Below are 25,850 nucleotides of genomic sequence, written 5' to 3'. Positions count from 1 at the left end.
GCTACCTGCTCGAGACGTCCCCTGATGTTGAGACTGGGGACTCGGCGATCGGCCTCTTCAATCAGCGAATTCAGCACACACTCGGGAGCTCTGGGCTCGATGAAGACTCCACCCGGTCCGAAGTCGGACTGCATCGCGAACTCGCGTATAGCAGAGGTGACGGCATCCATGGACTGCTGCCCGATTAGATCCATTCTGAAGTATCCGAACCACATTTTTTTCACGCCCTTTCGGGTGCGACGCTGGGTTCAGCGTGGTAGGCAACGTACGCAATTGCCTGCGGATATCGGTCGGTCAGCGAGGTCTGCATGGTGTGCGCTCCCTGGGACGATTGGAGCACTCGGCTACGGCTACGACGGCCCCAGTGCGGAGAGGAGGGATGTCCATATCCGGGGTGAGGGGTCCAACGCGGAATGCCGGGTGCTCCTTCAGACTTCGCCCAAAGGTCGGAAGCGGAAAGGCAACGAACCGGCATTTTTCCGGAATTGTTTGATCACCGGCCTATGCGCCGGGCGTAGCCTGACACCACTATCAACCACCACACTCAGCGGAGCCGCCGATGATCGGTGTCACCTGGACCGGTTTTGAGGTCGCGTGCCTGCAAGATGCGATGCTGCTAGGCACCGACGAGTTCGGCCATCGGATCGGGTGTTCTCCGCGATCAGTACGGCTCTGGCTCTCGCAGGGGCCTCACGCGCGGATCAGCCCGAGCAGCAAACGCCTTCTCGAAGAGGCGTACACCAAGCTGGACGATGCCGGGAAGCAGCGATTCGAGAAAGCCCTCTATCAGCAAACGCGGGACAACAACGCACTGCTCGACTCCGGTGTCGCGCAAGTCCTGCCCGCCCGACAGCGCAGTGAAGGTCTGCTGTCGGAACTCGACAGCCTGCGGATGGCGGTCGACCAGACACTGACCAGATGTAGCGTTACCCCCGCCCGCGTCGAGTTGATCGGAGAACGTGTAGCAGAACGGGTACGCACCTACACGACCATCCCGCCGAGCACAGCCTTGGCTGCGATCGCGCCGGATCTGCTCGAAGTCCAGGCGATCGCGGCGGAGCGTCAACCGGCCGCGATCCAGGCACGCCTTTCGGAGGCGTCCGCGGTGCTGAGTCTGTTGACCGCCGATGCACTGATGAAGCTGGGCCAGATTCAGCGTGCGAACTACTGGTACGGCACCGCTCGGCTTGCCGCAGACGACAGTCCGAACTTCGAACTGCGGGCCGGGGTCCGGGCCCAGCACGCGATGCTGCCCTACTACTACGGCGATCTCGCGGACACTGTGACGTTGGCCCGGTCCGCGCAGGAATTGTTGCCTGATATCGCCTGTGACGCGACTGCACTGGCTGCGGCCGCCGAGGCTCGAGCCCTCGCAAGGCTGGGTGACGATCACGGAGCCGAAAAGGCGATGGCGAAAGCGCAGACGCTGACTGACGGGCTTGATAGCGCCCCCAGTGACGAAGCCTTTCGTTTCAGCTCTAAACGTCTGCTGCTGTATTTGTCTGGAACACTGACCTACATGGGGCGCCTCGCTCGAGCCCGCCGCGTCCAGGACGAGGCGCTACGGCTCTACAAGTCAACGCCGGCAGTTATCATCGACCCGGCGCTGATCCAACTGGATGCTGCAGTGGGCTACGCGATGGACAGATCAGCTGAAGAGGGCTGCCAGCTGGCGGTGACAGTCTTGGACTCGCTGCCTCCAGGGCACCGAACTCGACTCGTGATTGCCCGTGCGACTGACGTGCTCGAAGCACTGCCGGCCCGGAGGGCGGAACTACCCGCAGCAGGTGCCCTTCGAGAGCTGGTCACTGCCCAGTCGGAAGCGCAATGACACGCCAAGACGCCGAACCGATGCACCTGACCGAATCAACATTCACTCCGGAAAACACCCGCAACATCCTTGAGACGGCTTGCGGCATTGCGGGTTTCGACGCGGCGTCTGCGGTGGTGATGCGTCATCACACCAACGCTGTGTATCTGCTCGCCGCGCAACCGATCGTGGTGAAGATCGGCAGACCCGATCACCACGGCCACATCGACGTCGTCGGCCTCGTACGCTGGCTCCAGCAACAGGCGGTACCGACTGTGTCGCTGATCGACACCGAGCAACCGCTCCACATCTCAGGTTGTCCGGTCACCTTCTGGCGATACCTGGATCAACAAAACAGGATCGTCAGCGCGGCCGATCTCGCCGAGCCCTTCGCCAAACTGCACGCCTGCCGGGCACCCGTACCGGTGGCACTGCCTGACCAACAGATCACCTACACATTCGAAGCGATCTCAACGGCGATCGATAACAACACAATCCTGTCCGCCCAGGACCGCGCGATGCTCCATGAACGACGAGAACAACTGGCAGAGCATGCCGACAACATCCGATGGGTCCTACCGCGGGGACCGATTCATGGCGATGCGCACCACCTAAATGCCTTGTGGGACAAGCCAAATGAATGCGCCGTGCTCGCCGACTGGGAGAACGCAGCAATCGGGCCACCCGAATGGGACCTGGCCACGCTCGAGGTCCATTGCCGCCGTTTCGGCCACCCTGCCGATGAATACGACCGGTTCGCCACGTCATACGGATTCGACATCCGCGATTGGTCTGGCTATCGATGGTTGCGTGACTTGCGAGAACTACGCATGATCACCACGAACGCACGAAAATCAGCAAGGGGTTCCTCCACCGCGGCCGAGGTCTTACGCCGCATCGAAGCGCTAAAGGCGAATGCCCCGATCGGTTGGAACATCCTCTAAGAACCCGGCGTTGCACACGGGCAATCTCCCGCCGCCTGAAAAGTCCCCCAAACAGCGTCGGCGGCTCGGTCTAAGAATGGGAGCGAACTCATCCCGTGTGCCGAACGCACACTGAGACCGCCCGCGCCGTTCGCTTTCGACCCGACCACGGCGAAACCGACCGCTCTGCCCGACCCCACCCACCACCACGAGCCCGGCGTGCACTGGCAGTCGCTGCGTTGGGGCGGCCGCGCCCTGGGAATCCGACTGGAAGACAAGGGAACTCGCGACGATCCCCGGCGGCTACGACGAGGAGGCAATCCGCGCCATGGACCGCGCCCAGGCGCGCAAGGCGCTGCTGCGGTTGTATGGGATCGGCCCGGTCTCGGCGGGTTATTCGCTAGGAGTGGTGCCCGAACGAACTCAGGGCAACTTCTGTAGTCGCCGGGCGGGCACTGACATTTGTCATGGCCGATCCATGAGCAAGTCATAGGGATTCGGTGACTGCGCTTACTACTGTCTTCCAGCGGTCTCCGTGATCGTTGAAGCCATGAACAGCGCACTTCGCAAAGCCCCGAATCAGGTTGGCGGGGGGACGAAACCGATCGACGATGTCATCACCGCGCGTGGCCTGCGCCGGACCTATGGTCAGGGCAAGGACGCCTTCGAAGCGGTCAAAGGGGTGGACCTGGAGATCGTGGCCGGGGAGGTCTTCGCCTTGCTCGGAACCAACGGAGCGGGCAAGACCTCGACCCTCGACCTGCTGGAGGGGCTGGCCGCGCCGACGGACGGCGTGGTGCGGGTCTTCGGTCTCGATCCGCTCCGGGATCGTGCGCAGGTACGCGCGCAGGTCGGAATCATGTTGCAGTCCGGTGGGCTGCCCGCCGAGCTGACCGTCCGCGAAACGCTCGAGATGTGGCGCGGGACGTGCACCGACCCCACCACCGCCGAGGCGGTCCTCACCCAGGTCGACCTGCTCGACCGGGCCGACGTCCGGGTCGGTTCGCTGTCCGGCGGTGAGCAACGCCGCGTCGATATGGCGTGTGCCCTGCTGGGTCGGCCGCGGTTGCTGTTTCTCGACGAACCGACCACCGGGCTCGATCCGGAAAGCCGCCGGGCGACCTGGCGACTGCTCGCCGAGCTCAAGGCGGCCGGGGTGACGATGGTGCTCACCACGCACTATCTGGACGAAGCCGAGGCCCTCGCCGACCGGATCGCGATCATGCACAAGGGTGCGGTCGTCCGCACGGGCACACTGCGCGAGATCGTCGACGGGCACCCGGCCCGGATCGCCTTCGATCATCCGGGACTGTCGTTGCCGCCGTTGCCCACCGCGCGGATCGACGCCCGAGCTCGCGTCACCGTCACGACGAATGACCTGCAGAGTCATCTGTTCGAGCTACTCGCCTGGGCCCGCGAGCACGGCCTGCGACTGGGCGGTCTCGAAGCCCGCGCCGCGTCCCTCGAGTCGGTTTTCCTCGATATCGCGGGCGATCCGGCGGACGCGAGGACCACCACCCCCGACCTGATCGGAGCAGCCCGATGATCGACACCACCATGCCCGCCACGAACTTTCGCCGCCGCCCGTTGGCCGCGCTGGCGAGGGCGGAGTTCCTGCAGTTCCGGCGGAACAAGACGCTGGTCTATATGGCGACGGTCTTCCCGATCGGAACACCGCTGGCTCAGTATTTGATCGCTCGCAAGGACGAGCCGGCGACGGCCGCGATGGCGGCGACGACCTTCGAGATGCTGGCGTTGCTGACTTTGCTGTTCGTGCAGTACTACTCGGTGCTGTCGATGGTGACGACGCGACGGGGCGAGGGCGTGCTGAAGCGGCTGCGTACCGGTGAAGCCGCCGACTGGCAGATCCAGACCGCCCCGGCGGTGCCGGGCGTGCTGGTGACGCTCGCCTGCACTGTCGTGGTCGCCGCCGTGGTCTACGGCACGGGCGCGCCGGCGCCGGTGAACCCCGTGGCGATCGCGCTGGGACTGATCGGCGGCGTCGCCCTGTTCGCGCTGCTGGCGCTCGCGACCAGCGCGGTGACGAAGAACGCGGAGGCCGCGCAGATCACCTCGCTGCCGGTGATGATCGTGGCGATGCTGGGTCTCGGGTCCATCCGCGGTGTCCTGCCGGATCGGCTGGCCGCGGTGGCCGACTGGACCCCGTTCGCCGCGGTGTCCGACCTGGTCTCCCTCGGCGCGGCCGGTAAGCCGGCCACGGCCGCCGACGCCGACGTGGCCGCCGGCTTCACAGGTACTTTCGCCGATCTCGGCCGTCCGTTTGCCACACTGGCGCTGTGGACCGTCCTGGCAGTCGTGCTGACCCGCAGGAGCTTCCGCTGGGACGATCGGGGATGAACCGGTTGACCGGGTGGTGGCACGAGTTGCCGGGAGCCGCCAAGTTCCGGCTCTACACCCGGGTCACCCTGCAGTTCGCGATCGCCTTGCTGGTGCTCGTCGTGGTGGTGACCAACGGCATGGATGCGCTGTGGTCCGCCCTGGGGATCGTGATCGCCGGAATCGCGGCCATCCTCGCGCTGCACGCCCAACCCGAGTTCGCGACCGATGCGGTATCGCACCGCTGGGCTTTGCCCACCGCCATCGCCTTACTGGGCGGGGTGTGGGTCGCCTATGCGGTAATCACCCGGCTCGCGGTGAGTGAGTCCGTCGCGGAACAAGCGCGAATGGCCGGCAGCTATACGGCGATAGTCGCCGTCTTCTCGGTCGTCTCGTTTCTGCCGCGGCACAAGTGGTGGGTGGTCGCTGGTATCGGCCTCGCCACCGGTCTGGTCTTCGCCTCGTCTCTGAGCAAGGGCCTGATCGCGGCGCTGGTGGGTTCGCTGGCCGGTGCTTTCGCCGTCGGGACGACTTTGCTCACGGTGTGGGGATTGCGGGTGGTGGAGGAGTTGGAGCGGGCGCGGGTGGTCGAGACGGAGCTACAGGTGGCCGAGGAACGGTTGCGCTTCGCGCGGGACCTGCACGATGTCGTCGGCCGCGGCTTTTCCGCGATCGCGGTGAAAAGCGAACTCGCGGCGGTGCTCTCGCGAGCGGGCGACGCCGAGCGCGCGGCCGCCGAGATGGACGAGGTCAAGACCCTCGCCGTCGAATCGATGGGCCAGATGCGTCAGCTGGTGCGCGGTTACCGTGGCATCGATCTGCGGGCCGAGGTGGCCGGGGCCCGCTCGCTGCTCGCCGCGGTCGGATGCCGGCTGGTGGTCGAAGGCGACGCGGCCAGGGTTCCGGCGCGCTACCACGAGGTCTCGGCCTGGGTGGTGCGTGAGGGTACGACCAACATCGTCGAGCACTCCGCGGCGACCTCGGCGGTGCTGAGCCTCGGGGATGCCGGGATGTCGCTGCGCAACAACTGTCCGCGCGGCACGAGTGGGGAGCGCTCTGGGCTCCGCGGCCTCGCTGAACGGCTCGCGGCCACCGGGGCGACCCTCGAGGTGAACGCGTCGAGCGATGCCTTCGAGCTCGAAATCCACTGGGAGAAAAAATGATTCCGGTCCTGCTGGCCGACGACGAAACACTCATCCGCGCCGCGTTGGCGACCCTGCTCGATATCGAGACCGATCTCGAGGTGGTCGGCCATGTCGGTTCTGGCGAGGAGCTCCTCGCCGAGTGGCGGCGCCGGACCGCCGCGGGCACACCGGTCGCGGTAGCCGTGATCGATCTGCAGATGCCCGGCATGGATGGCATCGAAACCGCCGTGGAACTGCAGCGTCTCACCCCCGGCGCGGGCACCCTGATCGTCACCAGCCACGGGCGCCCCGGCTATCTGAAACGAGCACTCGCCGCGGGCGTGCGCGGCTTCCTGCCGAAGACCACCTCGGCGGCCACACTGGCCGAAGTGATCCGGACCGTCCATGCCGGCGGCCGCTACGTCGACCCCGAATTGGCGGCCGAGGCGATCAGCGCCGGCGACACCGTCCTGACCGGACGCGAGGCGGACGTGCTCGAGTACGCCCTCGACGGCGCGTCGGTCGACGATATCGCCCGCCGCGCCCACCTGTCGCCCGGCACCACCCGCAACTATCTGTCCTCCGCGATGGCCAAACTCGGTGTCGCGAACCGATACGAGGCCGCGCTCAAAGCTCGGGAAAAGGGCTGGATCTAGTTCCGCCCGAACCCCTTTCGCAATACATACAACGATGGAGTTCGACATGAAGTCCGCTACGGCCGCCGTAACGGTGGCCCTGTCAGTGCTGGCCCTGGCCGGCTGCGCGCAGCAACCGGAACCGTTGCAGCGCTATTACCACCAGCACCTATCCTTCGGAACCTGCGACGGGTATGCCACGACCTCGGGCGACGAAGAAGCCTTCGCCAGCAGCCCCGATCTCCGTTGCGCGCGCATGGAAGTGCCACTGGACTACCAGAATCCGGACGGCCGTACCGCGCGGATCGCGTTGCTCAAAGTGCCTGCCCGCGGGGAAAAGCTCGGATCACTCGTGCTCAATCCCGGTGGCCCCGGCGGCGCCGGGATGAGCCTGGCCGCCGCCGCCGCGAAAATCTGGGCGAACAATCCGATCACCGAGCGATTCGACCTGATCGGCTTCGACCCGCGCGGTGTGGGCGCCTCGACTCCCGCGGTCGACTGCTTCACCGACGCGGAGGTCGATACCGGCCAGGCCGTTTTCCCGACCGCCGCCGCGGTGGGCCGCTGGACCGCGACCGACACTCATGCCCTGATGAATCGGTGCGCCGAGCGTTCCGGTGGGCTGGATGTGCTTACGCACCTCGGCACCCGCGACGCCGTCCGCGACATGGACGTGCTGCGCGCCGCCCTCGGCGACGACAAACTCACCTTCGCCGGGCTGAGTTACGGCACCCGCCTCGGCGCGGTGTATGCGGAGATGTTCCCGCGCAATGTCCGCGCGCTGGTCCTCGACGGCGCCATCGACCCGGCCAGCGGCACGGTCGAGCGCCACCTGTCACAATTCGCCGCCTTCCAGCGATCGTTCGACAAGATGGCCGCCGACTGCGCCACCCGCCCCGACTGCCCGTTGGGCACCGATCCGACCAAAGCCACCGAGGTCTTCCAGAGCATCGCCCGCCCCTTGAACGACCACCCGGTGCCCGCCGGCGACGGCCGGAAACTGGATTTCTCCGGTGCGTTCAGCGGGGTGGGCGCGGGCCTGTACGTCGCTTCGGCCTGGCCGACGATCCTGCGGGGCATCGCCGAGATCGGCACCGGCCGCGGCGATATCCTGCTCGCCCTGAACGACGTGCTGCGTGGGCGCGACGCGAACGGGCGCTGGTCCAACTTCGGTGAGGCCAACTACGCCATCAATTGCCTGGACGAGCAGCGCCGCAGCCCTGCGGAAGAAACGGATCTGCGCCGAAGAATCTACGCGGCCGCGCCGTTCACCGACCCTGGCACCGGAGCCGACGGCGCCCGCGACGGATGCGAATTCTGGCCCGCAGAACCAACTTTGGGCTATCCCTACGCTACCGGTATCGAGAACTTGCCGAAAACCCTGACGATCTCGACCACCGGTGACCCCGCCACCCCCTATGCGGGCGGCGTCAGCCTCGCCCGAGCACTCAGCGGAGCCATGCTCACGGTCGAGGGTGAACAACACACCGCCGCCCTGTCCCCCAACCCCTGTGTCCACGGCGTCGTGGCCAACTACTTGATCGACCTGAAACTGCCTCCCGCAGAAGCCAAATGCGCGCTCTGACCGCGCGGGGTCGATCACGCCTTCCACCTGGCTCGGCCCAGATCACCGACTCGCCGCCGGCCCGATCACAGCTTCCAAGAGCGCGATGCCCTTGTCGTCGAGTCGATACGATGCCGCTACGATCCGCAACCACGGTCAATCGGTCAATCTTCAAACCCTGGCTACAAAATGCCTTCCAAGCCGAAGGCGGCAACCTCGGCGAGGACCCGTTCCGCGTCGCTTCCCGGCCAGCTGGGGGCGATCCGCAATCCGGCTCCCGTGAAGTCGAGTGCTTCCAGCAGTTGACGGCGCGCGAAGTAGGGCAGCTCGGTGGTGGGCTCACCATCGAGGGCCAGAAGATCGAAAATTACATACTCGACCTGTGTGGCCTGAATCGCCGCGGTGGTCGGGCGGTTGAGGTGGATGCGTCGCTGCAACTGCCGGAACGACGGTCGCCCATCGGCGGCCAGGGAGACGATCTCACCGTCGAGGATCCAGTCTCGGTCGGGTATTGCCGCAGCCAGGCGTTCGGCGACATCGGGGAAAGATGGGGTTACCTTGCGCTGGGCTCGGCTATAGATCCGCCATCGCCCACCGCGCGAGATGGCGATGCCCCTCATGCCGTCGAATTTCAGTTCTGTCGCCCAGGTGTCATCGCTCGGGGGCGGACCCGAGACGGCCAACATCGGAGTCGGCACCGGCACTCATGCAGCGTATCGCTAGTTTCGCCGCACCTTGGCAAGGAATACACCCACTGCCTGCAATAATGCGATTGCGTCACCGTAAGCGAGCGGAATACTTCCTAGATAGACAACATTGAGCAAACCAGGCTGTGTGGGGTGTCGGGCGCGACTGCCTACTCATCGGTTGCGTTCTAGCCGCTGTGCGATCGACAGGCACTAGGCGAATATCCGCTTCTGCCGCATGCCGAGCGTTCGGCCGACCATGATCACCGCATCGCTTGGTTGACCAACAATGAGCCGCAGAGCTAACACCCCCGAAGAACCGTTGGTCTACCAGTCCACAGATCAGCAGGTGCAACAGCTCGCTATAGGTCCAGAACCCCAGGGAATGACGCCCGCAGTGGCTACGTCCATCGATCTGGACGGCGTCTGTCCACGGATTTCGACGGCACCCTGAAATCGGACAGGGGTAGTGTCCACGAATTTGGACGGCATCTGTGGTGGGCTCAGCGGTGGGGTGTTGAGGCATAGTGGGAGGCCGTGGCCGACAACGAGATATGTATCGACGCCGCTAACGTTTTGGGGTTGGTGGAGCTGCTGGAGTCAGTGAACCTTGCTCGTTCCCGTGGCTCTGCCGGTGGCAGCGCCGGGGCGGAGAGATACAAGATCGGCTGTCTCTGAATTCCGGTAGCGTCCCTGCGGTGCGCCCCGCGCGGATTGACGCCACGACACCCCTTCTGGACGACCCGACATGACACACGACTCCGACATCGACGCGGCACTGGCTAGCCTCGACGGCAGGCGCGGCAGCATGGTTCCGTTCGCCGGCACCTGGTGGCGCGCACCGTATCCCCACACCCAATTGGCCGATGGCCACGCCTGCACAGTCCTCGCTGACGACGACGGGCTACAGACCCTGGTCGTCGCCGACGACGGCGAAGTCCTGATCGTGACCGACGACGGCACAGAGCTGGTCAACACCACCGTCGAGCGCTTCGCCGCGTGCGCCTGCGCCTACACCGAGGCCCGCACGCAAGCCCGCCACATCGACGAGGACGACGAGGAGACCTTGGAAGCGCACGGAGAACAGACCCTCGCCACCTTCCGCGGCATCGACCCTGCTGCCGTCGCCGGCGAGAACCAGTTCTGGTCCGTCGCCGCGGAGGAACTAGGCTACGGCCTCACCATCTGACAGTGAGGCCGTAGCCTACGGCGCGTCTACGCTCCGCCGGTCCCCAGCCCGCCACACAAGGTGCCGTCGGAGTTCACGGATACTCGATCTTGAAACCAGCCCCCGCTGCCGTCGAAATCAATGGATAAGCACCGTCCGTATCCATGGACGCAGCCACCCGCGGGCCGCCGGTGACCGGCGGTACCCGCGTCTGCAGATGTCCTGATGAGAACTGGGTCCGAGGTTTCAGTAGATGTCGTTGTCCAGGTGGAGGGTGTCGCGGTACCCGTGCCGGTAGTCGGCGACGGCATCGGCTAGGTAATGCAGTCGGCGCGCGACCACATCCGGTGGGTCGGCCATCTGCCACCCACCACCGTCTGCACGGAGTCCGTTGATGTTGGGCAGCGCGAGCAGGTTCAACGCCGCGGCGACTTCGTCGAGTGTCGGTGCTGGGTCGAGGTCACGGCGCACCACCCGATGTATCTCGGCGGTCGCGAAGCTGCCGCAGTCGCCCTCGTCATCGATGGCGGCCATCACCACCGAGAGCACGTCACCGGGTCGTTCCTCTCGTGCGGTCATGGGGCACTCCTGCGGTTCACTTCGGTTCGGACAATGCTCGCTGCGGGCACCACTGATACGCGAGGACATGGCCCTGCTGATTGGCAACCGGTGGAGCGCATGTATTCGTCTGTTGCACAATTCCTCCGTCTCCAGCGAGTGGGACTCTGGCTACCGCCCGTGTCGACCATGGAGACGATCGTCTTGGCCGGCGGAGTTGGGCGGCGGTGCTAGGGAGTGCTCGGGACACCACTGGCGCAAGACGAGCTGGCCGTGGCCGTTACCGGTAGGGGCGGTGAACTCGACGAGTCCCAGCCATGCCCCGTTCCAGGCCCGGGCCCAGCCGTGCAGCAGTCCTGGCACGGTTCCGGTCAGGCGCAAGCCGCCGGATCTGACCCGCAGCGGTACCGACTTCTTCGGGCCGAAGGTTGAGCGTTGAGTTGAGATCGCTTGGCCGAGGTCAACGATGACAGGCGTCGGAGGTTCGACGACCCGACGTAGTGACGGGCTGAACTCCTCCGGCCATCATCGAACATAGGTTCGAACTATACCGCGTCTCCTGGATCAAGTCCGCTGACATCGACACGTCGAGAACGCGCGGCATGCGGCATGAGCGGACATCGCCGCTGGACCTGGACGGGCCACCAAGGTGAGATGTAACTGTCTCGCATCGCGATCGTCCGGCGACGCGATCGACGACGTCCGACCTACCTGCGTGCTGTTGTTTTCATTCGACCACTCGAGTCAACTGTCCGTCGATGTGATGCAGCTCGACGGGTCTTCCTTTAGTATCGTTTTTCGCCGCGGTCCCGCTGAACGTCACGGCGATAACGCGGGTTCCGCGGTCGCATTCCGGCGACTCCATCCTGCTGATCACCCTGACTTCGGCGTGCTGCGCCGAGGCGACGAGCGAGCGAGACTTACGTCGCAGCTCCGACGTGTTGGCCATCGCCGCAGGATTGTCCGGCGATATCGCCGTCGTCATCTTTCCGTCGGTGAGTGTCACGGTCACCTCGACGGGGCCGATCGGCGCGGGTTTTACCTCCGTATCCGGGCGGTACCTGGCATCGATGTTTCCTGTGTAGACCGCCGTGCCGTCGGCGTCGACCCAGTCCGACATCGTGAGCCCGCACTCCGGATGTGCGGACAGCAACCCGACCGGCCCCAACCGCTCGCCGTGCGAGGTGATCAGCGGCCCGACCGCGGACACCGCCACGAACAACGCGACAACAGCAATCCAGCGGGGGTAACTGCGGCTGGGCCACCGGCGCACGAAAACCGCCACAAGTGCGGCAACGCACGCGCCAGCAGTGCAGGCCAGACTCACGTCGACGTACCCGGGCAGGTGCGGCCGATGGTCGGTGAGGAAGGTCAATGTCGCGACGAATTGGGTGTATAGACCCATCGTCAGCCCGGCAACGACGAGCGTCCAGGATTCGACCCGGCTCCGCACCACCCGGACGCCGACGACGAGCAGGCCCGGTGTGAATACGGCGAACAAGGGTCCGTACACATAGAACACCGCGGCAAACAGTCCGTTCGTATCCAGATCGAACGCCGGATCCGGCGACGGCGTCGACCACAGTCCGAGGGTCACCGCGACCCACCCCGCGACCAGAAACGCGTACCCTACCCATTCAGCGGTGCGCGCGATTCGCATCGGCTCCCACCCTGCGACGGCTGTGGTCAGCTGGTCGCCGCCGCGCCGAGCGAAGCGCGGCCTCACATCTGACATGGCCGAACGATACCGCCCGGCATGGCGATAGACGACGCCCAGAATTTTGCTGACTACCGGTCAGCCGACACACCCTGTAGGACAACCGCGCCCGCGCTGCCGCCGAGTCGGCATCCTCTGATGACCCAGGTAAGACCACGCCGCTGTACCACATCGTGTAATCGGCAAATCCGGATGTTCTGCGCCGCAGTCGTTCTCGCCGAGGCAGAACGCCCGCACTGCGGCATTATCGTGCATTGCTCGTGGTTTCGTGTGGGTGCTGTTTCGCTGGCATGCGTGGCCTGCCGGCGCGCTGTATCACAAGCTCGGAGTACCCGCCGACCCGTTCGAACCGCTGCACGGGACATGGAAAGCCCTACAGCCCAAGCCATTTCGAATGATCCACACCGACCTACATCGCAAGAGCATGATTATCCGCAACGGCCGGACAGTGTTCTTGGATTGGGAACTTGCCCTGTACGGGGACCCGGTATGCGACGGCGCCATCCACCTCCACAAAATGGGCTACTGGCCCGAGGAACATCGGCAGTTCCTCACCGCGTGGGCGGCAGCCGAACCCGAGGCCCTCTGCGGCAACTGGGAACACGATCTCGAGGTGTACCTCGTCCACGAAAAGATCAAGTCCGCCGTCCTCGACACGGTCCGCTACGCCAAGGTCATCGCCGAAGGCACTCGCACCGCCGACCACGAACAACGCCTGGTACACAGCCTGACCGATAAACTCGCAGCAGCCGCACCACTCTGGGGCCAGAAGACCAGTGTTGATGCGGCACAGGTAGATGCTGCACTTCGCACCCGCCACGATCAGCCGGAGTGTCGAACCGCCGGAACCTAGGTCCCCGCGCGTAGTCACCAGTCCCGAGGTGTGCTGGCGGAACCGGCGGAGCCTCGCGTGCGTCAGATGGACATCCCCGATCACTGTGTGCCGCTGAGGCTTTCCCTCCGCAATGGCTTTGGGTGCGGCAGTACTCACGCACGCGCTCTTTCCGAGTCGGTGGTGACTGTCCTTACGGCAGGTCAGTCCTTACTTTTGCATGGTGGGCGAGGACCTGCTTCACGGCGTCTGTAACCGGCGGGTCCTCGGTGAGGCTGGTCCAGGTGTAGGCGTCGTGCTCGGTCAGCTCGACCGGGTCGGGGGCGGTGACGTCGATGGTGAAGTTGAATTGGCGGCTCTTCTTGCCGCTGCCAGATTGATAGTCGAAGTCACCGAGGTACTCCTGGATGTCGGCGACGTCGAGGCCGGTCTCTTCCTTGACTTCGCGGATCAGCGCAGTGCCGAGCGTCTCACCCGGCTCGACCTTCCCGCTGGGCAATTCCCAGATGCCTCCCATGAAGTCGTCGACGGGTCGTTGCAGCAGAAGCACTTTGCCGTGGTACTGGACGACCGCGCCGACGACGAGTTGTTGCACCCCGTCTCGTTCGGCGTCCTGAACGAGGTTCTCCAGCAGCATGGTGTCGATCATCAGTTCCTATCCTTTCAGGTCGGCGTGGTGTGCGATGACTTTGTAGATGGCTTCGATGTAGCGGTCGACCAGCGGTAGGTCCTCGTTTCGGTGCCAGACCGGCAGCTTGAGGGTCGCGTGGTGGATCCCTTCTGCCCGCGGATAGTCGCCAGGAGCGTAGGCCAGTTGCCGGTGAACGCCGGAAACAAAGGGCCAGGGTCCTGAAAGAGTGGCAGCAGGTTAAGCGGGCAGGTGGAGCCAGGGCGGTCCATTTCATCGCAGCCTTCGGCTTGAAGAGCGGCGTGAAAGCGTTCGACCGGGATATCGTCGAAGAATTCGGCGCTATAGCTCATGGTCAGCCCCTACCAGGATGGCTGCACCTCGGGTTCATGCCATGTCACGGCGAGACCGGGCTCTCGATCCGGTGTTTGCCGCTGACACCGAACCCGACGCTGTGGTCGCCGCTGGCCGCCACACCGGGCAGGTGGGATCACTCCTCGCGGAGGCCGAAGCTCATGGCCCGCACGGCGGTAGCTCATGGCCCGCACGGCGGTTCGTAGTCCATCTCCGGGAGGTAGCGCTTCCACTCCTCGCGGCTGATCCGCGGGCGCACCGTGGCGCAGATGCTTGCCTCGATGCGGGCGGTGTCGGTCTCCCAGACGCGGGCTGAGCGGTCTGCGGATGTGCTGGCCAGGAGGTGGCCGTCTGGGCTGAACACCACCGCGCCAACGTCGTCGCTATGGCCGGTTATGGTGCCGGCGTGCACCGGGCGGTCCGGTCGCGTCACGTCCCACAGCCGGATCGCCCCGTCGGTGTCGGCGGTGGCCAGCAGGCGCCCGTCCGGGCTGAACGCTGACATCCACACCATGCCGGGGTGGCCGGGAAGCGTGGTCACGGGCCGCGGGCGGCTTATGTCGGTCACGTCGAATAGCCGCACCGACTTGTCGGGGGCGTTCAGGGTGGCCAGGATCCGTCCGTACGGGCTGAACGATCGGGCGGTGACCACGTAGTCGCCCGGTGGGAGCTCCAGCTCTCGCGGGGATCGCGGATCGCCGACGTCCCACATCTGGGTCTTGCGCTGGCCGGCGCCGCTGGCGACGATTGTCCGGCCGTCTGGGCTGAACACCAGCGACCACACCAGTTCGGGGCGGTCACCGAGCCGGGCGACCAGTCGCGGACCGGTCGCGTCCCACAGGCTCACGCCCTGGTGCCCGCCGACCGCCAGCACGCGGCCGTCCGGGCTGAACGCGACCGCGACGACCTCGCCCGGCCCCGGGGCGATCTCGGACAGCCGGTGCGGCCGTCGGGGATCATCGACTTTCCACAGCACGGCGATACCGTCCTCGGACGCGGTCGCCAGCGTGCGGCCGTCGGGGGAGAACGCCACCGACCGGCTCGGGCGGGCGCCGACGGTGAGCGTGGCCAGCGGGCGCCGGACGCGGGGATCGCTGACGTCCCACAGGCGTGCGGTCCCGTCCCAGCTGGCAGTGGCCAGGACTCGGCCGTCCGGGGCGAACGCGGCGTCCGCGACGATGTCGCGGTGGCCGACCAGTGGGAGCGCCCGAAGGTCTTGCAGCCGAACAGCTTTGTCGTCGTCGACGGCGGCGACCGTCGCGCTGTCCGGGCTGAACGCCACCGCCGACCGGCCGCCGGGGATCGTGGTGACATTGCCGGGGCGCGCCGGATCGGTCACGTCCCACAGGATCGTGCCGCCGCCGGTGGAGGCCAGCCAGCGACCGTCCGGGCTGAACGCGACCGAGGTGACGGCGGCCGCGTGCCCGGAGAGGACGGCGGGCGCACCATCTGGGACCGGCCAGAGCCGCACGTCGTGGTCCCAGCTCGCTGTCGCGATGAACCGGCCGTCCGGACTGAACGTCACGCCGGAGACGAGCGCCGCGTGCCCGGTCAGAACGCGGATCGGACGGGGCGTGCGCGGGTCGGTGACGTCCCACAGCCCGACGGTGTCGCCGCCTGCGGCGGCCATCGTCCGGCCGTCCGGGCTGAACGCCAACTGGTGCAATCGATCCGCGTCACCGGAGAACGCGCCCAATTCCTGGGGCCGCCGGGGGTCGCGGATGTCCCAGAGCTGGACGGACTTATCGTTCGTCGCGGTCGCCATGACGTTGCCGTGGAACGCCACCGAGGCGATCGTGCTCGCTGGGGCGCCCATCCTCGCGAGTTCGGCCGGGGAACGCGGATCGGTCACATCCCATATCCGGGTGCCGCGCTCCCCGATCGTCACCATCGTGGCTCCGCCCGGCGCGAAACCCACCGCCATCAACCGCTCCCCGAGCTGAAGCGCCATGATCTCCCTCGGGCCGGCGGGGTCGGATGTGGCCCACAAACGCAGTGTCTGGTCCTCGCCGACGGTCGCCACCACCCGGCCATCCGGGGCGTACGCGAGGAAGATCTCGTTGCTCGCGTGGCCGGTGAGCCGGGTCGAGTGCGCCGTTCCGTATGCGCTGAGCAGGGCGTCGCGGGTCTCCGCGAGCGGCGCCATCCGGTGCGCGGCGAGGGCGAGCTGCGCGGCGAGCCCCGGGTTCGCCGACCGGAGCGCGGTCGCGTCGGTCAGCACCCGGCGGGCGATCGCGACGGTCCGCTCCCGCTCGGCGGCGCGTTCCGAGCGCACCGCGAACACGGTGGCTGCCGTCGCCAGCACCAGTAGTACGGCGAGCAGCGCGACCAGCCTGCGCAACCGGCGCGCCTGCCGGACGGCGGTGGCGCGCTCGGTCGTCTCCGCGTCCAGGCTCGTAGTGAGGAACCCGCGTTCGCGGGTGGTGAGCGCGGCGTCGTTGTCGGCCGCCCAGTCGCGGCTGACAGCGAGGCGGACTCCTCGGTAGAGCGTGCCCGGATCGCGGTCGTGCGCCTCCCAGGCGTCGGTGGCGTCGGTGAGCAGGCGGTGGATCCGCAGGCCGTCGCGGTCTTCAGCGACCCATTCGCGCAGGCGTGGCCAGCACCGGATCAGCGCCTCATGGGTGATGTCGACAGTGTCCTCGTCGACGGTCAGCAGCCGAGCCCTGGTGAGCCGTTCCAGAATGGCGAGCGTTCCGTCATCGGTGTCGAGCTCCTGGCGGCGGACGCGACGCTTGAGGTGATCGGCGGTCTCGCCGACGGCGGTCATGCGCAGGAACAGGTGGCGGGCGATGTCCTGCTCCGGCGGGGAGAGCGCGGCGTGGACCCGTTCGGCGGTCCGGGCGATCGCGTGCTCGATGCCGCCGACGGCCTCGTACCCGGCAACGGTCAGCGTGGCGCCGCTGCGCCTGCGCCATGTCTCCAGCAGCGCGTGCGACACCAGCGGCAGGGCCATCGGCTGACCAGTGGCGTCGGCGATCAGCCGTGATACCAATGCAGCCTCGACCATGCAGCCGGAACCGGCCGCCGGGCGGGTGATCGCCTGCCGCAGGTCCTCGGCGCTCATCGGACCGATGAGGAGCTGGCCGCCGCGCAGTGCGTCGATCAATCGGGGGTGGTCCCCGCACCGGCCGTAGAAGTCGGCACGGACGCCGATGACCACCCGGGGAAGCTCAACGAGCGCGTCGATGAACCGCCGCCGCTCGTCATCGCCGCAGAGGGTGAACACCTCCTCGAACTGGTCGACGACCAGCAGGTCGGCCCCTGCGGCCCGGGTGAGCTCAACCATCGGCTCCGGGCCGGGGGTGATCACCACGCCGGGGGTCCGCGCCAGCAGTCCCGCGCGCAGCACCGATGACTTGCCCGCCCCGGACGCGCCGAACACGCCGGTGAACCGTCGCTCCCGCACCAGCCCGACCAGTTCGCCGACCACCGCGTCCCGGCCGAAGAACCGGTCCGCGTCGGCCGCTTGGAACGCGGCCAGCCCGGCGTACGGCGCGGGACCGGTATCAGGTTCGGATTCGGATTCGGATTCAAGTGCCAGCTCGGCGGCAACCTCGCGCCACCGCTCGCGCCACAAGTCGACGTCGCCATCGCACGCCCGGACGTAGGCGACGGTGACGGCGAGGCTCGGCAGAGTCCGCCCAGCGGCTGCCTTGGACAGCGCAGCCACCGAGTAATCCACTCGCGACGCGAGTTCGCGGTAGGTCGGGCTGCCCGCCTTCTCACGCAGTTTCCGCAGGCCATCAGCGAACCGGCCGAGCGTCGTGTCGACCGTGTCCAGTGGCCGCTCCGCTCGTGGCACCTCAAGCTCCTTTGTTTCCTCAACCTTTCCCCGGCGGGAAACAACGGGACCGGGATAGACCGCTATTGTCATCCGTTTTCATCCGAGGGGAAACCATGAGATCACCCAACACGTCGGACACCGGCGACCTGATCGGCAACGGGGTGCCCGGCAGCGTCGTCGCCCTGGTCAAACAGGACACCCAGATCATCACCGGGGCCTACAAGCGCTTGGCCAGGCGAACGACAACTCGCTCACCGCAGCGTTCGTCGACAACTCCGGCACGCTGAACGTGGCGTCGGTGAACGGGACGGGAGCGTGGACGGCTCCGAAGCGGTGGCCAGGCAGAGGAGGTCGAGCCGCTCAGCGGTGGTCCGGTTAGGCCAGATCAGACCCGGCTTCGAGCACGGGCATCGAAAACATACAGGGGGCGGGCTTCGACCGCGTTCCTGTTGTAAGTGGAGGAGTAGTACATATGGGGACTTACAGATTCGGCATCGATAGTTTTCACATCGCATCGCTCCGATCGGCGCAGAAGGACACGCTGTACGCGTCCACAGGTCTGACGGTGTACAACGCTGCGGGTGGTCTGCACAAGCATTGGGGCTCACACGGAGGCGCGCTCGGTGACTGGGGGACGGGCGACGAGGGGCGGCTCTTCCTGCCCTGGGACGAGGTTTCGGTACCGGGCCCCACCCCGGACAATCCAGATGGCGGATGGGTCGCCTGGTCGTTCCTGCTCGTCAACGGCGGACACAAGGAAAGCGGCTTCGTAGACGTGCTCAATAAGGCGGCCGATTCGTTCGCGGGTGCGTTGGCAGGCAAGGTGGTCGAGCCTGGAGCCAGTGCGGGTGCGGCAAGTCTTGCCTATCTTGCCGGTTTCGGCGGAATCTTGGCCGCTCAGCAGGTGCTGAACATGCTCACGGCCGACTGTGACGGGCAGGTGGCTGGCGGCGCATTCATGTGGACCGCTGCCGAATTGGCCGTCATGACCGCCGGGGGCAAGGTCAATATCTTCAGCGAGGACAATCCTGGCACCAATAGCCCGCCGGGCTGTGGTGACAATTCGCACTATTGGATCTCTTATCGGGTAGGACCGTCCACCGCGGGCCTGCCCGCCGGTGCGCCGATCACTGCCGCGCGTGTTGACGACGATGTGAACGCGGTCGTAGTCGGGCTCGACGGATCACTCGAAGTAACGTCGGTCTCCGGCTCCGGCGGGGGCTGGACGCCCATCAGCACGATCGCCCCGTCGGGCACCGCGCGCCCCCGCACTCCCATTGCATTGGAAAGGCATGGGTCGCTGAAGCAGTTCGACGCGTTGTTCGCTGGACCAAATGGTGAAGTAAAGATCGTCTACGGGAGGGAGAGGCAGCAGGGTTGGACCGGCCCCGAAACCATCGCCCCGGCCGGAACGATAGGCTCGAACACGCCGATCGCGTTGGCGGTACAGGGCGATCATGACCAGCTGGATGCGGTATTCGCCGGACCCAACGGCGAGGTCAAGCTCATGTGGGTAGAAGGGACCGGCGGCTGGCACGGCCCCGAAACCATCGCACCGGCCGGAACAATAGGCTCGAACACGCCGATCGCGTTGGCGGTACAGGGCGATCATGACCAGCTGGATGCGGTATTCGCCGGACCCAACGGCGAGGTCAAGCTCATGTGGGTAGAAGGGACCGGCGGCTGGCACGGCCCCGAAACCATCGCACCGGCCGGAACAATAGGCTCGAACACGCCGATCGCGTTGGCGGTACAGGGCGATCATGACCAGCTGGATGCGGTATTCGCCGGACCCAACGGCGAGGTCAAGCTCATGTGGGTAGAAGGGACCGGCGGCTGGCACGCCCCCGAAACCATCGCCCCGGCCGGAACAATAGGCTCGAACACGCCGATCGCGTTGGCGGTACAGGGCGATCATGACCAGCTGGATGCGGTATTCGCCGGACCCAACGGCGAGGTCAAGCTCATGTGGGTAGAAGGGACCGGCGGCTGGCACGCCCCCGAAACCATCGCCCCGGCCGGAACAATCCGCCCGAACACGCCGATCACATTGGTTCGGCAAGGGTTTCGGGATCAGTTGGATGCGATATTCGTCGCGCCGGACGGTTCGATCAAGGTCATGTGGGTGGAGGGCACTGGCGGCTGGCACGTTCCGGAGGTGATCGCTCCGGCGCGACAGGGGGCGTTGGCTCACGCGCAGGCCAGGGTGCGGGCGCTCACCGACGAGGCAAGAGCACTCTGGTCGGCCGGCGACCGGGACGGTGCGATCACGCGGGCGCGGGAGGGCGAGTCGCTGGCCCGCGACATCGCCGAGTACGACCCGGCGTACCCGGGTCTCGGCGAGATCCTGGTGGACCCGTTGGCCACCTACCTGGCCGAGGCGGGCAGGCGCGACGAGGCGATCACCGCGCTGCGCGAGGCGGTGGACGTGTTCACCCGGCTCGGCGACGCGGCGAAGCTCGACACTGCGAAGCAGCGGCTCGCCGGGCTGGGGGTGTTCATCGGCCGGTGGACAATGTGGCAGACCAACGGCTTTCTCATTCAGCTGGACGTGAACCCTGCCGATGGTGCAGGTAACTTCGACGGCAGCGCGGCCTACGACGGAAGCACGGGAGCGATCCGAGCAGGCCAACTGGGTGCCCGCGACGTGGTGTTCGAGATCCATTGGATCGACGGCCGCAAAGGCCGATTGACCGGCCACCTCGATGACCAAGGGATATGGTCGGGCGACAGCGTCGATATGGCAGTCCCGGAGAGCACAGCACGCTGGTCTGCCAAGCCCAGTTAGGGGATGAGCTGGGCCGCCACCAGCGCGAAGTCATGGACGTCACTTGGACGGTTCAGGCAGGATTTCGATCCATCGCCTGGATCGTCCTCCCGCGCCTTCAACCCATCACCCCCGCCAGTGATTGAGATTAGGTAGCCGCAGGTTTACCGCACAGGAGGCCCGCTACGTGCGGTGACCCTTACTGCCGCGACCCGCGCGCTCGATCGGGACAAACGGTCCCCCTCCGGACACAACCATTACGCACACGGGTGGTGGTGGCTGAACTTCAGCCACCACCACCCGTGTTTCGTGGTTGTAGGTCATTTTGAGGCCGAGTTGTCGGTAGACCTCGAGTTTGTCGGTGGGATCGGCGGCTCGCAGGATCTTCATCAGTCCGCCGAAAGACTTCACGAGTCGGCGAATCTCATTGCGGCTCAGTGTGGGCCGGGCTTCGGTTGTGGCCTCCATGGCGGTCAGCTGGCCGGCGACTTCTCATTCGGCTCGGGCCTGTCGTGTCCAGGTCGCGATCAGGGGGGTCGGTGCCTGCCTCGAGCGCCGCGCGGTAGCTGTTGAGCTTGCGGTCGTATTCGTTCAGTGACTGCTGGATAGCGCGCATCGAGGTTACTGTCGCGCTGCTGTCTGGTTGGGCTTGTTCGAGCATGGCGAGGGATTGCTCGATCTGATCGCGGCGAAAGACTTGGGCGAGCCAGGAGTCGACGGGGCCGATGATTTGGTCTCCTCGCAGGTAAACCACTGCTGGATGGTCGATGTTGTTGGCGATGGCGTATTCGGCCGGGAAGCGGCAGCGGTGGTGGGCTTTGTCGTGGTTCCAGTTGCCTTGCATCCGGCGGCCGGTTGGGGCCGACGGATCGACCTGCAATCCCCATTTGAAGGGCCGACCGCGCCGAATACACCGCGACAAGCTCAGCGCGACAGCAAGGAAGGAACCTCTGTGAGGTCTATGGTGGGGAATTCGCGATCATGGGTGCGAGTCGGTTTGGTGATAGGCGTGTGTGCGACGGCCTGCGGTTTGATTCTCGCGATCGAGAGCGGACACGTACCCGCGCAGGCGCAATCGACATCGCAGTCGTGCAAAGATCAGGGCAAGGCGATCAAGGAAGCGCTGCCGGAAGACCTGCAAAGCGCGGTTGACGAGATCGAAAACGCGAAGGACGGCAAGGCAGTCGCGCGTGGGATGGACAAACTACTCACCGGCGTCGGGAACTTGGAAGAGGGCGCCGAGACGGTGATCGGCTTCAACCTGTACGCCAGCAAGGACGCCTTCTCCCCAAGCATCCAAGAATCGATGGATACTCTGGCCAAGAAGGCTGCTTCCAAAGAAGAGATAACCGACAAGGAAGCTGTGTCCCTCATATCTGCTGTGCTCGTCTCTCTTATGGAATGTGCGATCACCGCGTGCCACAACAAGGTTCGTCGCCGCGCGCCCCGTGGATGGGTCGGCTGAACGCGCTCCATGCGGCATTACCGCGCGTTCCATGAGATCGAATCGTCAGTGCGGCTCCGGCCTGGAGGTGCCTGGCGGCCGATCCGCTGCCGATGTGAAAGGTGCACTGCCGAGTCGCACACCTACAGTTCGGAGCGCGCTCGAGCGGATCGCAAATAGTACGCTTGGACCTGCGACCTGACCTGAGTGGTACCGGCGCAGTGCGTCATTGACGGCGACGCGCTCTCCGGACGATCACCTGGTCCCCATCCTCCATCGGATCACGATGTTGAAGGTGGCTCCGGCACTCACCGAGATGCCGCTTACGTCGGCATCTCGGTTGACCGGAGCCATCTTTGTGAGGGGACCGGGTTGACCTGGCCCAGGGCGATGGAGACCGTGCCGGGTGTTCGATCATCGAGCGCCCGGCGGAGGCGGACTCCCAGAGGAGTACACGACATTCGGCAGAGGCGAACGTTCGCGAACGCGCGGGTCGCGGCATGTGCGGACGTTGCGTTACAGCAACGGGCAGTATGACTGGCGTGGTCCCGGTCTATGGAGGCAGGATTGGGTCGAATCCACGCGGTGAGTTGGTGGTCAGGATCTGGCACTGAGTCGCAATCACACCGATTGGGTGTTGGGTCGAAGGCCGGTTTGCCCTGTCAGAGAAAGTGCTGAGTGGACGCCCTCATACTGGCAGTGTGAGCAGCTCCGAACCGGCTGACGCGTTGGCCGGACCCCTCCGTAGCGCTGGCCGCGGCGCGGATCCGCGATTGTCCGGCGATCTCGTGACGGCAGCCAGTGGCGAACAGCCCAGTGCTGCACTGGCTGTAGTTGCCGAGGCCGCACTATCGTCGGGAATCGCTCTCGCAGACGTTATCCGCGCCTGTACTGCCGCACGTCTGCAAATCAGAACGCGGGCAGGGGTTTTGCGGAACTACGAGGATCCTGCCGAAGAACATGTGCTTGATCTGATGGATCGTCTTACCGGGTGGTGCGCCCCCGGTAGTGAGCTGCCACGCGGCTCTGAAGTCGGCGACTGAGTTCGTCTGTCGAGTTGGTCCGGCACGCGGGGGCTTACGACGCGAGGAGCCTCGCTGTGCTGCGCCTATTCGGCAATAGTGGACGTTTCAGAGGTGTTGGTGGCCAACCGATACGCGGCTGGCCACCATCCGCTCGGAACGCGCGAGTCGCGGCATGAGCGTGCGTTCGGCATCCAGGCTCGACATCCCGCCGGAACTCGGGTATCGCGGTTATAAGCTTGGGGGACAAAGATTTCGAGTATGGACAAGCCGAGTCGCCAATCGCTCGAGCGGCTATGGGGCGAGCATCGACAAGCCCCATTTCCGCCACGTGCACGTGGCGTCGACATCGCGGGCGTGGACCTGGTGATGCTGGATGGGGCCACGGCGGGTTGCGTCCATACTGCCCTGTCTCACGCACTGGATGATCGCCGTCGCCGCGCTCTGGTCAAATGCATTGAGTCGCTGGGCAGGATCTTGCCGCACCTCGAAGATGAGTACGAAGCGGAGTATTTCGAGCGAGTGCGCGACATAGCCGTGGTGCTGGCAGCGCTCGAAGGGGTTGAGATCGACGCCAAGCCATCGCCCTGACATCGGCAGACGCAGACGTTCGCGAACGCGCGGGTCGCGGCATTACAGCACGTTTGCCGACGGACATCCGCGTCCGATTTCGAGCCGCGGCGAGCAGCGGGACGGGTCGACTGTGTCTTCGGATCAGGACGTTCGTCGCATCGGACTTTGATCTGGTGGCACAACAGCGTCGGTAAGGCTCAACCTCGAAACGGCCTTCCGCCGATGCCTGCACAGTCCGGGCCGGACTCTTCCCCCCGCGTCGCGCACCACTTCGCTGTGCTGAGAAGATGTCCGGTGCCGGGGATCGCCTCGGGAGAAGGGACATGCCCATGCGACGAACAGCTTTTGTCGTGTCGGCGCTGATGGTCGTCACTTGCGGACTCACCGCGGTTGCCGGTACTGCGGGAGCGGTCGACGACAAGGCGACATGCGCCGCCCTCAATGAGGCCTGGACCGATTTGAATAACCGGCTCGGAGCACTCGGCGGCGCGGGCTCGTTCTCCGAACTGCGGCAGATCTACCTCGACACCGCCGGGGACCTCCGCGTCGTGGCGGACGCCGCAGACCCGGGCGCGTTGAAAGACGCGCTCAATACTGCTGCGGCACAGCTGAGTCGGCTCGAGACCGCGACGAACCTCGACGACTTCGACAGGGTGATGGGGGATCCCGCTCTCACCGCTGCCTTGGACGCCGCCGGCACGCCCTGCGGTCTCTGATCTCGCCCGGCGCGCTCGGCGGCGCGACCGGCCCGCCGTCGCCGCCGGTCTCGTGAGTGCACGCTGCGTAGCGAGCTTCATCGTCGATCCGGTCAGCTCGGAGTCGACCGTCGAACAATCCCGAGTCGGCCGGTCCGGTCGGCGCGCCATGCGGCATGAGCGTGCATCGCGGGATGCGAGCAGCGAGTTCCGTTGATCAGGCTTGCGGCGAACCGTGGTTCACGCGATGTCTGATCTGATCGGCTTGATCAGGTTCCGGAGAGCGTGGTCGTATTGCTTGCGGTCGAATCGGAATGGACCGAACGTGCCATAGTCGCGTGCCCGGCGATCGGGTTGTTCGGCGCAATCCCAGAGCACAAGGTCGTCAGTGACGGTTATCTCGGCCAGCAGCGGCCAGCAGCCCCACTCACCGCATTCACACACGAGCACGGGCGTCTTGGATCCCGTTGCCATGGTGGACCTTCCATGGAAGTGGTCATCCAACCGGAGGCACCGAGAGTACGCCGGGATGAGACCCCCGTATGCCCCACCTGCCGGCCGCATACCTGCCTCTAGCTCGAATCTGTCGATCAGGTCGGTGAGTGGCACACTGTCGATACAGGGCATGATCCGGTCGCATCGCACGATCGGAAGCATGTCGGCGAGCAGCCAGCGGCGTGGGCGGCGGAATTCGACTTGTATGTCGAACTGAATCTTGTTGATGGCCATGCCGAAATCCGGTTCAGACAGCGCCTCGGTTTGCGGCTGCGGACCCAACGCGTCGGCACGAACAGTGGCCTGGTCATCGGCGTCGCCGGGATCCAGCCACTTGCCGGGGGTCACCGGCAGGGGCGCAGGACGCCCTTTCCACAGGAAAAGATCATGGCCTCACCATATGTGGCGCTCGTATCGCCCGCAAGATCCGCTCGAGCAGGTGCAGACGCAGGAAAGCGACGGACAGAGACATCCTGAGCCCGCAGGCATTTGCGCGTTGAGAAGGCGTGCCAGTCGACCTTCTGGATGACCGCCCAAACACGCGCCATGCGGCATTACCGCGCATTGCGGGTACCGAGATGTTCTAGCGGGTTGATCGTTGAGCGTGACCGGTTGCGGCTACGGATAGCGCGTCGGGTGCATCCCAGGTCCACAATCGGGTGTTGAGTGAACGTAGATTGGATTGCAGCTGCCGATAACTAGGGATTGCATGGCCCCGGCCTTCTGTATGCCGG

At 65.7% G+C, this 25,850-nt stretch carries 20 protein-coding genes; 14 read left to right on the top strand and 6 right to left on the bottom strand.

Translation table 11 applies throughout. The annotated features are described in order from the left end of the window. Positions 1 to 559 precede the first annotated feature (559 nt). From KV110_RS24980 to KV110_RS24950, 7 genes are all read left to right on the top strand, one after another. Positions 560 to 1,831, top strand: a complete 1,272-nt coding sequence (locus KV110_RS24980) for an NsdA family TPR-like regulatory protein (protein ID WP_218469714.1) — start codon at positions 560 to 562, stop codon at positions 1,829 to 1,831. Further along, complete coding sequence (locus tag KV110_RS24975) at positions 1,828 to 2,754, top strand: phosphotransferase family protein (protein ID WP_218469713.1); 927 nt, start codon at positions 1,828 to 1,830, stop codon at positions 2,752 to 2,754. Before KV110_RS24980 ends, KV110_RS24975 begins: the two co-directional genes overlap by 4 nt. 529 nt (positions 2,755 to 3,283) lie before the next feature. Beyond that, entirely contained in the window at positions 3,284 to 4,279 is a 996-nt protein-coding gene (locus KV110_RS24970) for an ABC transporter ATP-binding protein (protein ID WP_218469712.1), read from the top strand. Beyond that, entirely contained in the window at positions 4,276 to 5,091 is an 816-nt protein-coding gene (locus KV110_RS24965; RefSeq protein WP_218469711.1) for an ABC transporter permease, read from the top strand. Before KV110_RS24970 ends, KV110_RS24965 begins: the two co-directional genes overlap by 4 nt. Next, a complete protein-coding gene (locus KV110_RS24960) occupies positions 5,088 to 6,233 on the top strand; it encodes a sensor histidine kinase (RefSeq protein ID WP_246633954.1) in 1,146 nt (381 codons plus the stop codon). The genes KV110_RS24965 and KV110_RS24960 overlap by 4 nt, the downstream gene beginning before the upstream one ends. Then, positions 6,230 to 6,850 (top strand): response regulator transcription factor, encoded by a 621-nt coding sequence (locus KV110_RS24955; RefSeq protein ID WP_218469710.1) that lies wholly within the window; start codon positions 6,230 to 6,232, stop codon positions 6,848 to 6,850. Before KV110_RS24960 ends, KV110_RS24955 begins: the two co-directional genes overlap by 4 nt. A 46-nt stretch (positions 6,851 to 6,896) precedes the next feature. Continuing rightward, on the top strand, positions 6,897 to 8,414 hold the full coding sequence (locus tag KV110_RS24950; RefSeq protein ID WP_246633953.1) for an alpha/beta hydrolase: 1,518 nt from the start codon (positions 6,897 to 6,899) through the stop codon (positions 8,412 to 8,414). A 161-nt stretch (positions 8,415 to 8,575) separates the two neighbouring features. Here the strand turns inward: KV110_RS24950 and KV110_RS24945 are convergent, their stop codons facing one another. Next, on the bottom strand, positions 8,576 to 9,097 hold the full coding sequence (locus KV110_RS24945; protein WP_218469708.1) for an ATP-dependent DNA ligase: 522 nt from the start codon (positions 9,095 to 9,097) through the stop codon (positions 8,576 to 8,578). Between the two features lie 730 nt (positions 9,098 to 9,827). Here KV110_RS24945 and KV110_RS24940 point away from each other — a divergent pair. Beyond that, on the top strand, positions 9,828 to 10,268 hold the full coding sequence (locus KV110_RS24940; protein ID WP_218469707.1) for an SUKH-4 family immunity protein: 441 nt from the start codon (positions 9,828 to 9,830) through the stop codon (positions 10,266 to 10,268). Positions 10,269 to 10,493: 225 nt separating this feature from the next. Here the strand turns inward: KV110_RS24940 and KV110_RS24935 are convergent, their stop codons facing one another. Both KV110_RS24935 and KV110_RS24930 read right to left on the bottom strand, forming a co-directional pair. Next, entirely contained in the window at positions 10,494 to 10,826 is a 333-nt protein-coding gene (locus tag KV110_RS24935; RefSeq protein ID WP_218469706.1) for a hypothetical protein, read from the bottom strand. A 706-nt stretch (positions 10,827 to 11,532) separates the two neighbouring features. Further along, positions 11,533 to 12,540, bottom strand: a complete 1,008-nt coding sequence (locus KV110_RS24930; protein WP_218469705.1) for a hypothetical protein — start codon at positions 12,538 to 12,540, stop codon at positions 11,533 to 11,535. Positions 12,541 to 12,790: 250 nt separating this feature from the next. On the opposite strand from KV110_RS24930, the gene KV110_RS24925 reads away from it, so the two are divergent. Then, a complete protein-coding gene (locus KV110_RS24925; RefSeq protein WP_343224119.1) occupies positions 12,791 to 13,375 on the top strand; it encodes a phosphotransferase in 585 nt (194 codons plus the stop codon). A gap of 172 nt (positions 13,376 to 13,547) precedes the next feature. Here the strand turns inward: KV110_RS24925 and KV110_RS24920 are convergent, their stop codons facing one another. Continuing rightward, complete coding sequence (locus KV110_RS24920) at positions 13,548 to 14,003, bottom strand: NUDIX hydrolase (protein ID WP_218469703.1); 456 nt, start codon at positions 14,001 to 14,003, stop codon at positions 13,548 to 13,550. Positions 14,004 to 14,517: 514 nt separating this feature from the next. After that, the gene (locus KV110_RS24915) at positions 14,518 to 18,138 is read right to left on the bottom strand and encodes an nSTAND1 domain-containing NTPase (RefSeq protein WP_218469702.1); all 3,621 of its coding nucleotides are present in this window, start codon (positions 18,136 to 18,138) and stop codon (positions 14,518 to 14,520) included. Between the two features lie 95 nt (positions 18,139 to 18,233). Here KV110_RS24915 and KV110_RS24910 point away from each other — a divergent pair, with 95 nt between their 5' ends. From KV110_RS24910 to KV110_RS24890, 5 genes are all read left to right on the top strand, one after another. Further along, on the top strand, positions 18,234 to 18,407 hold the full coding sequence (locus KV110_RS24910; RefSeq protein WP_218469701.1) for a hypothetical protein: 174 nt from the start codon (positions 18,234 to 18,236) through the stop codon (positions 18,405 to 18,407). A 185-nt stretch (positions 18,408 to 18,592) separates the two neighbouring features. Continuing rightward, positions 18,593 to 20,908 carry a tetratricopeptide repeat protein gene (locus tag KV110_RS24905; protein ID WP_218469700.1) on the top strand — a complete coding sequence of 772 codons (2,316 nt, stop codon included), beginning with the start codon at positions 18,593 to 18,595 and terminating at the stop codon, positions 20,906 to 20,908. A 622-nt stretch (positions 20,909 to 21,530) separates the two neighbouring features. Then, positions 21,531 to 22,352, top strand: a complete 822-nt coding sequence (locus tag KV110_RS24900; protein ID WP_218469699.1) for a hypothetical protein — start codon at positions 21,531 to 21,533, stop codon at positions 22,350 to 22,352. Between the two features lie 1,262 nt (positions 22,353 to 23,614). Continuing rightward, positions 23,615 to 23,944 carry a hypothetical protein gene (locus KV110_RS24895; protein WP_218469698.1) on the top strand — a complete coding sequence of 110 codons (330 nt, stop codon included), beginning with the start codon at positions 23,615 to 23,617 and terminating at the stop codon, positions 23,942 to 23,944. 311 nt (positions 23,945 to 24,255) lie between these two features. Beyond that, positions 24,256 to 24,642, top strand: a complete 387-nt coding sequence (locus KV110_RS24890) for a hypothetical protein (protein WP_218469697.1) — start codon at positions 24,256 to 24,258, stop codon at positions 24,640 to 24,642. Positions 24,643 to 24,861: 219 nt separating this feature from the next. Here KV110_RS24890 and KV110_RS24885 read toward each other — a convergent pair whose 3' ends face one another. Continuing rightward, complete coding sequence (locus tag KV110_RS24885; RefSeq protein WP_218469696.1) at positions 24,862 to 25,464, bottom strand: hypothetical protein; 603 nt, start codon at positions 25,462 to 25,464, stop codon at positions 24,862 to 24,864. Between the last annotated feature and the right edge of the window lie 386 nt (positions 25,465 to 25,850).

It is taken from the genome of Nocardia iowensis (assembly GCF_019222765.1).
Taxonomy (GTDB): Bacteria; Actinomycetota; Actinomycetes; order Mycobacteriales; family Mycobacteriaceae; genus Nocardia; species Nocardia iowensis.
Note: the sequence above shows the minus strand (reverse complement) of the source record. Positions and strands in the feature narration are given on the sequence as shown.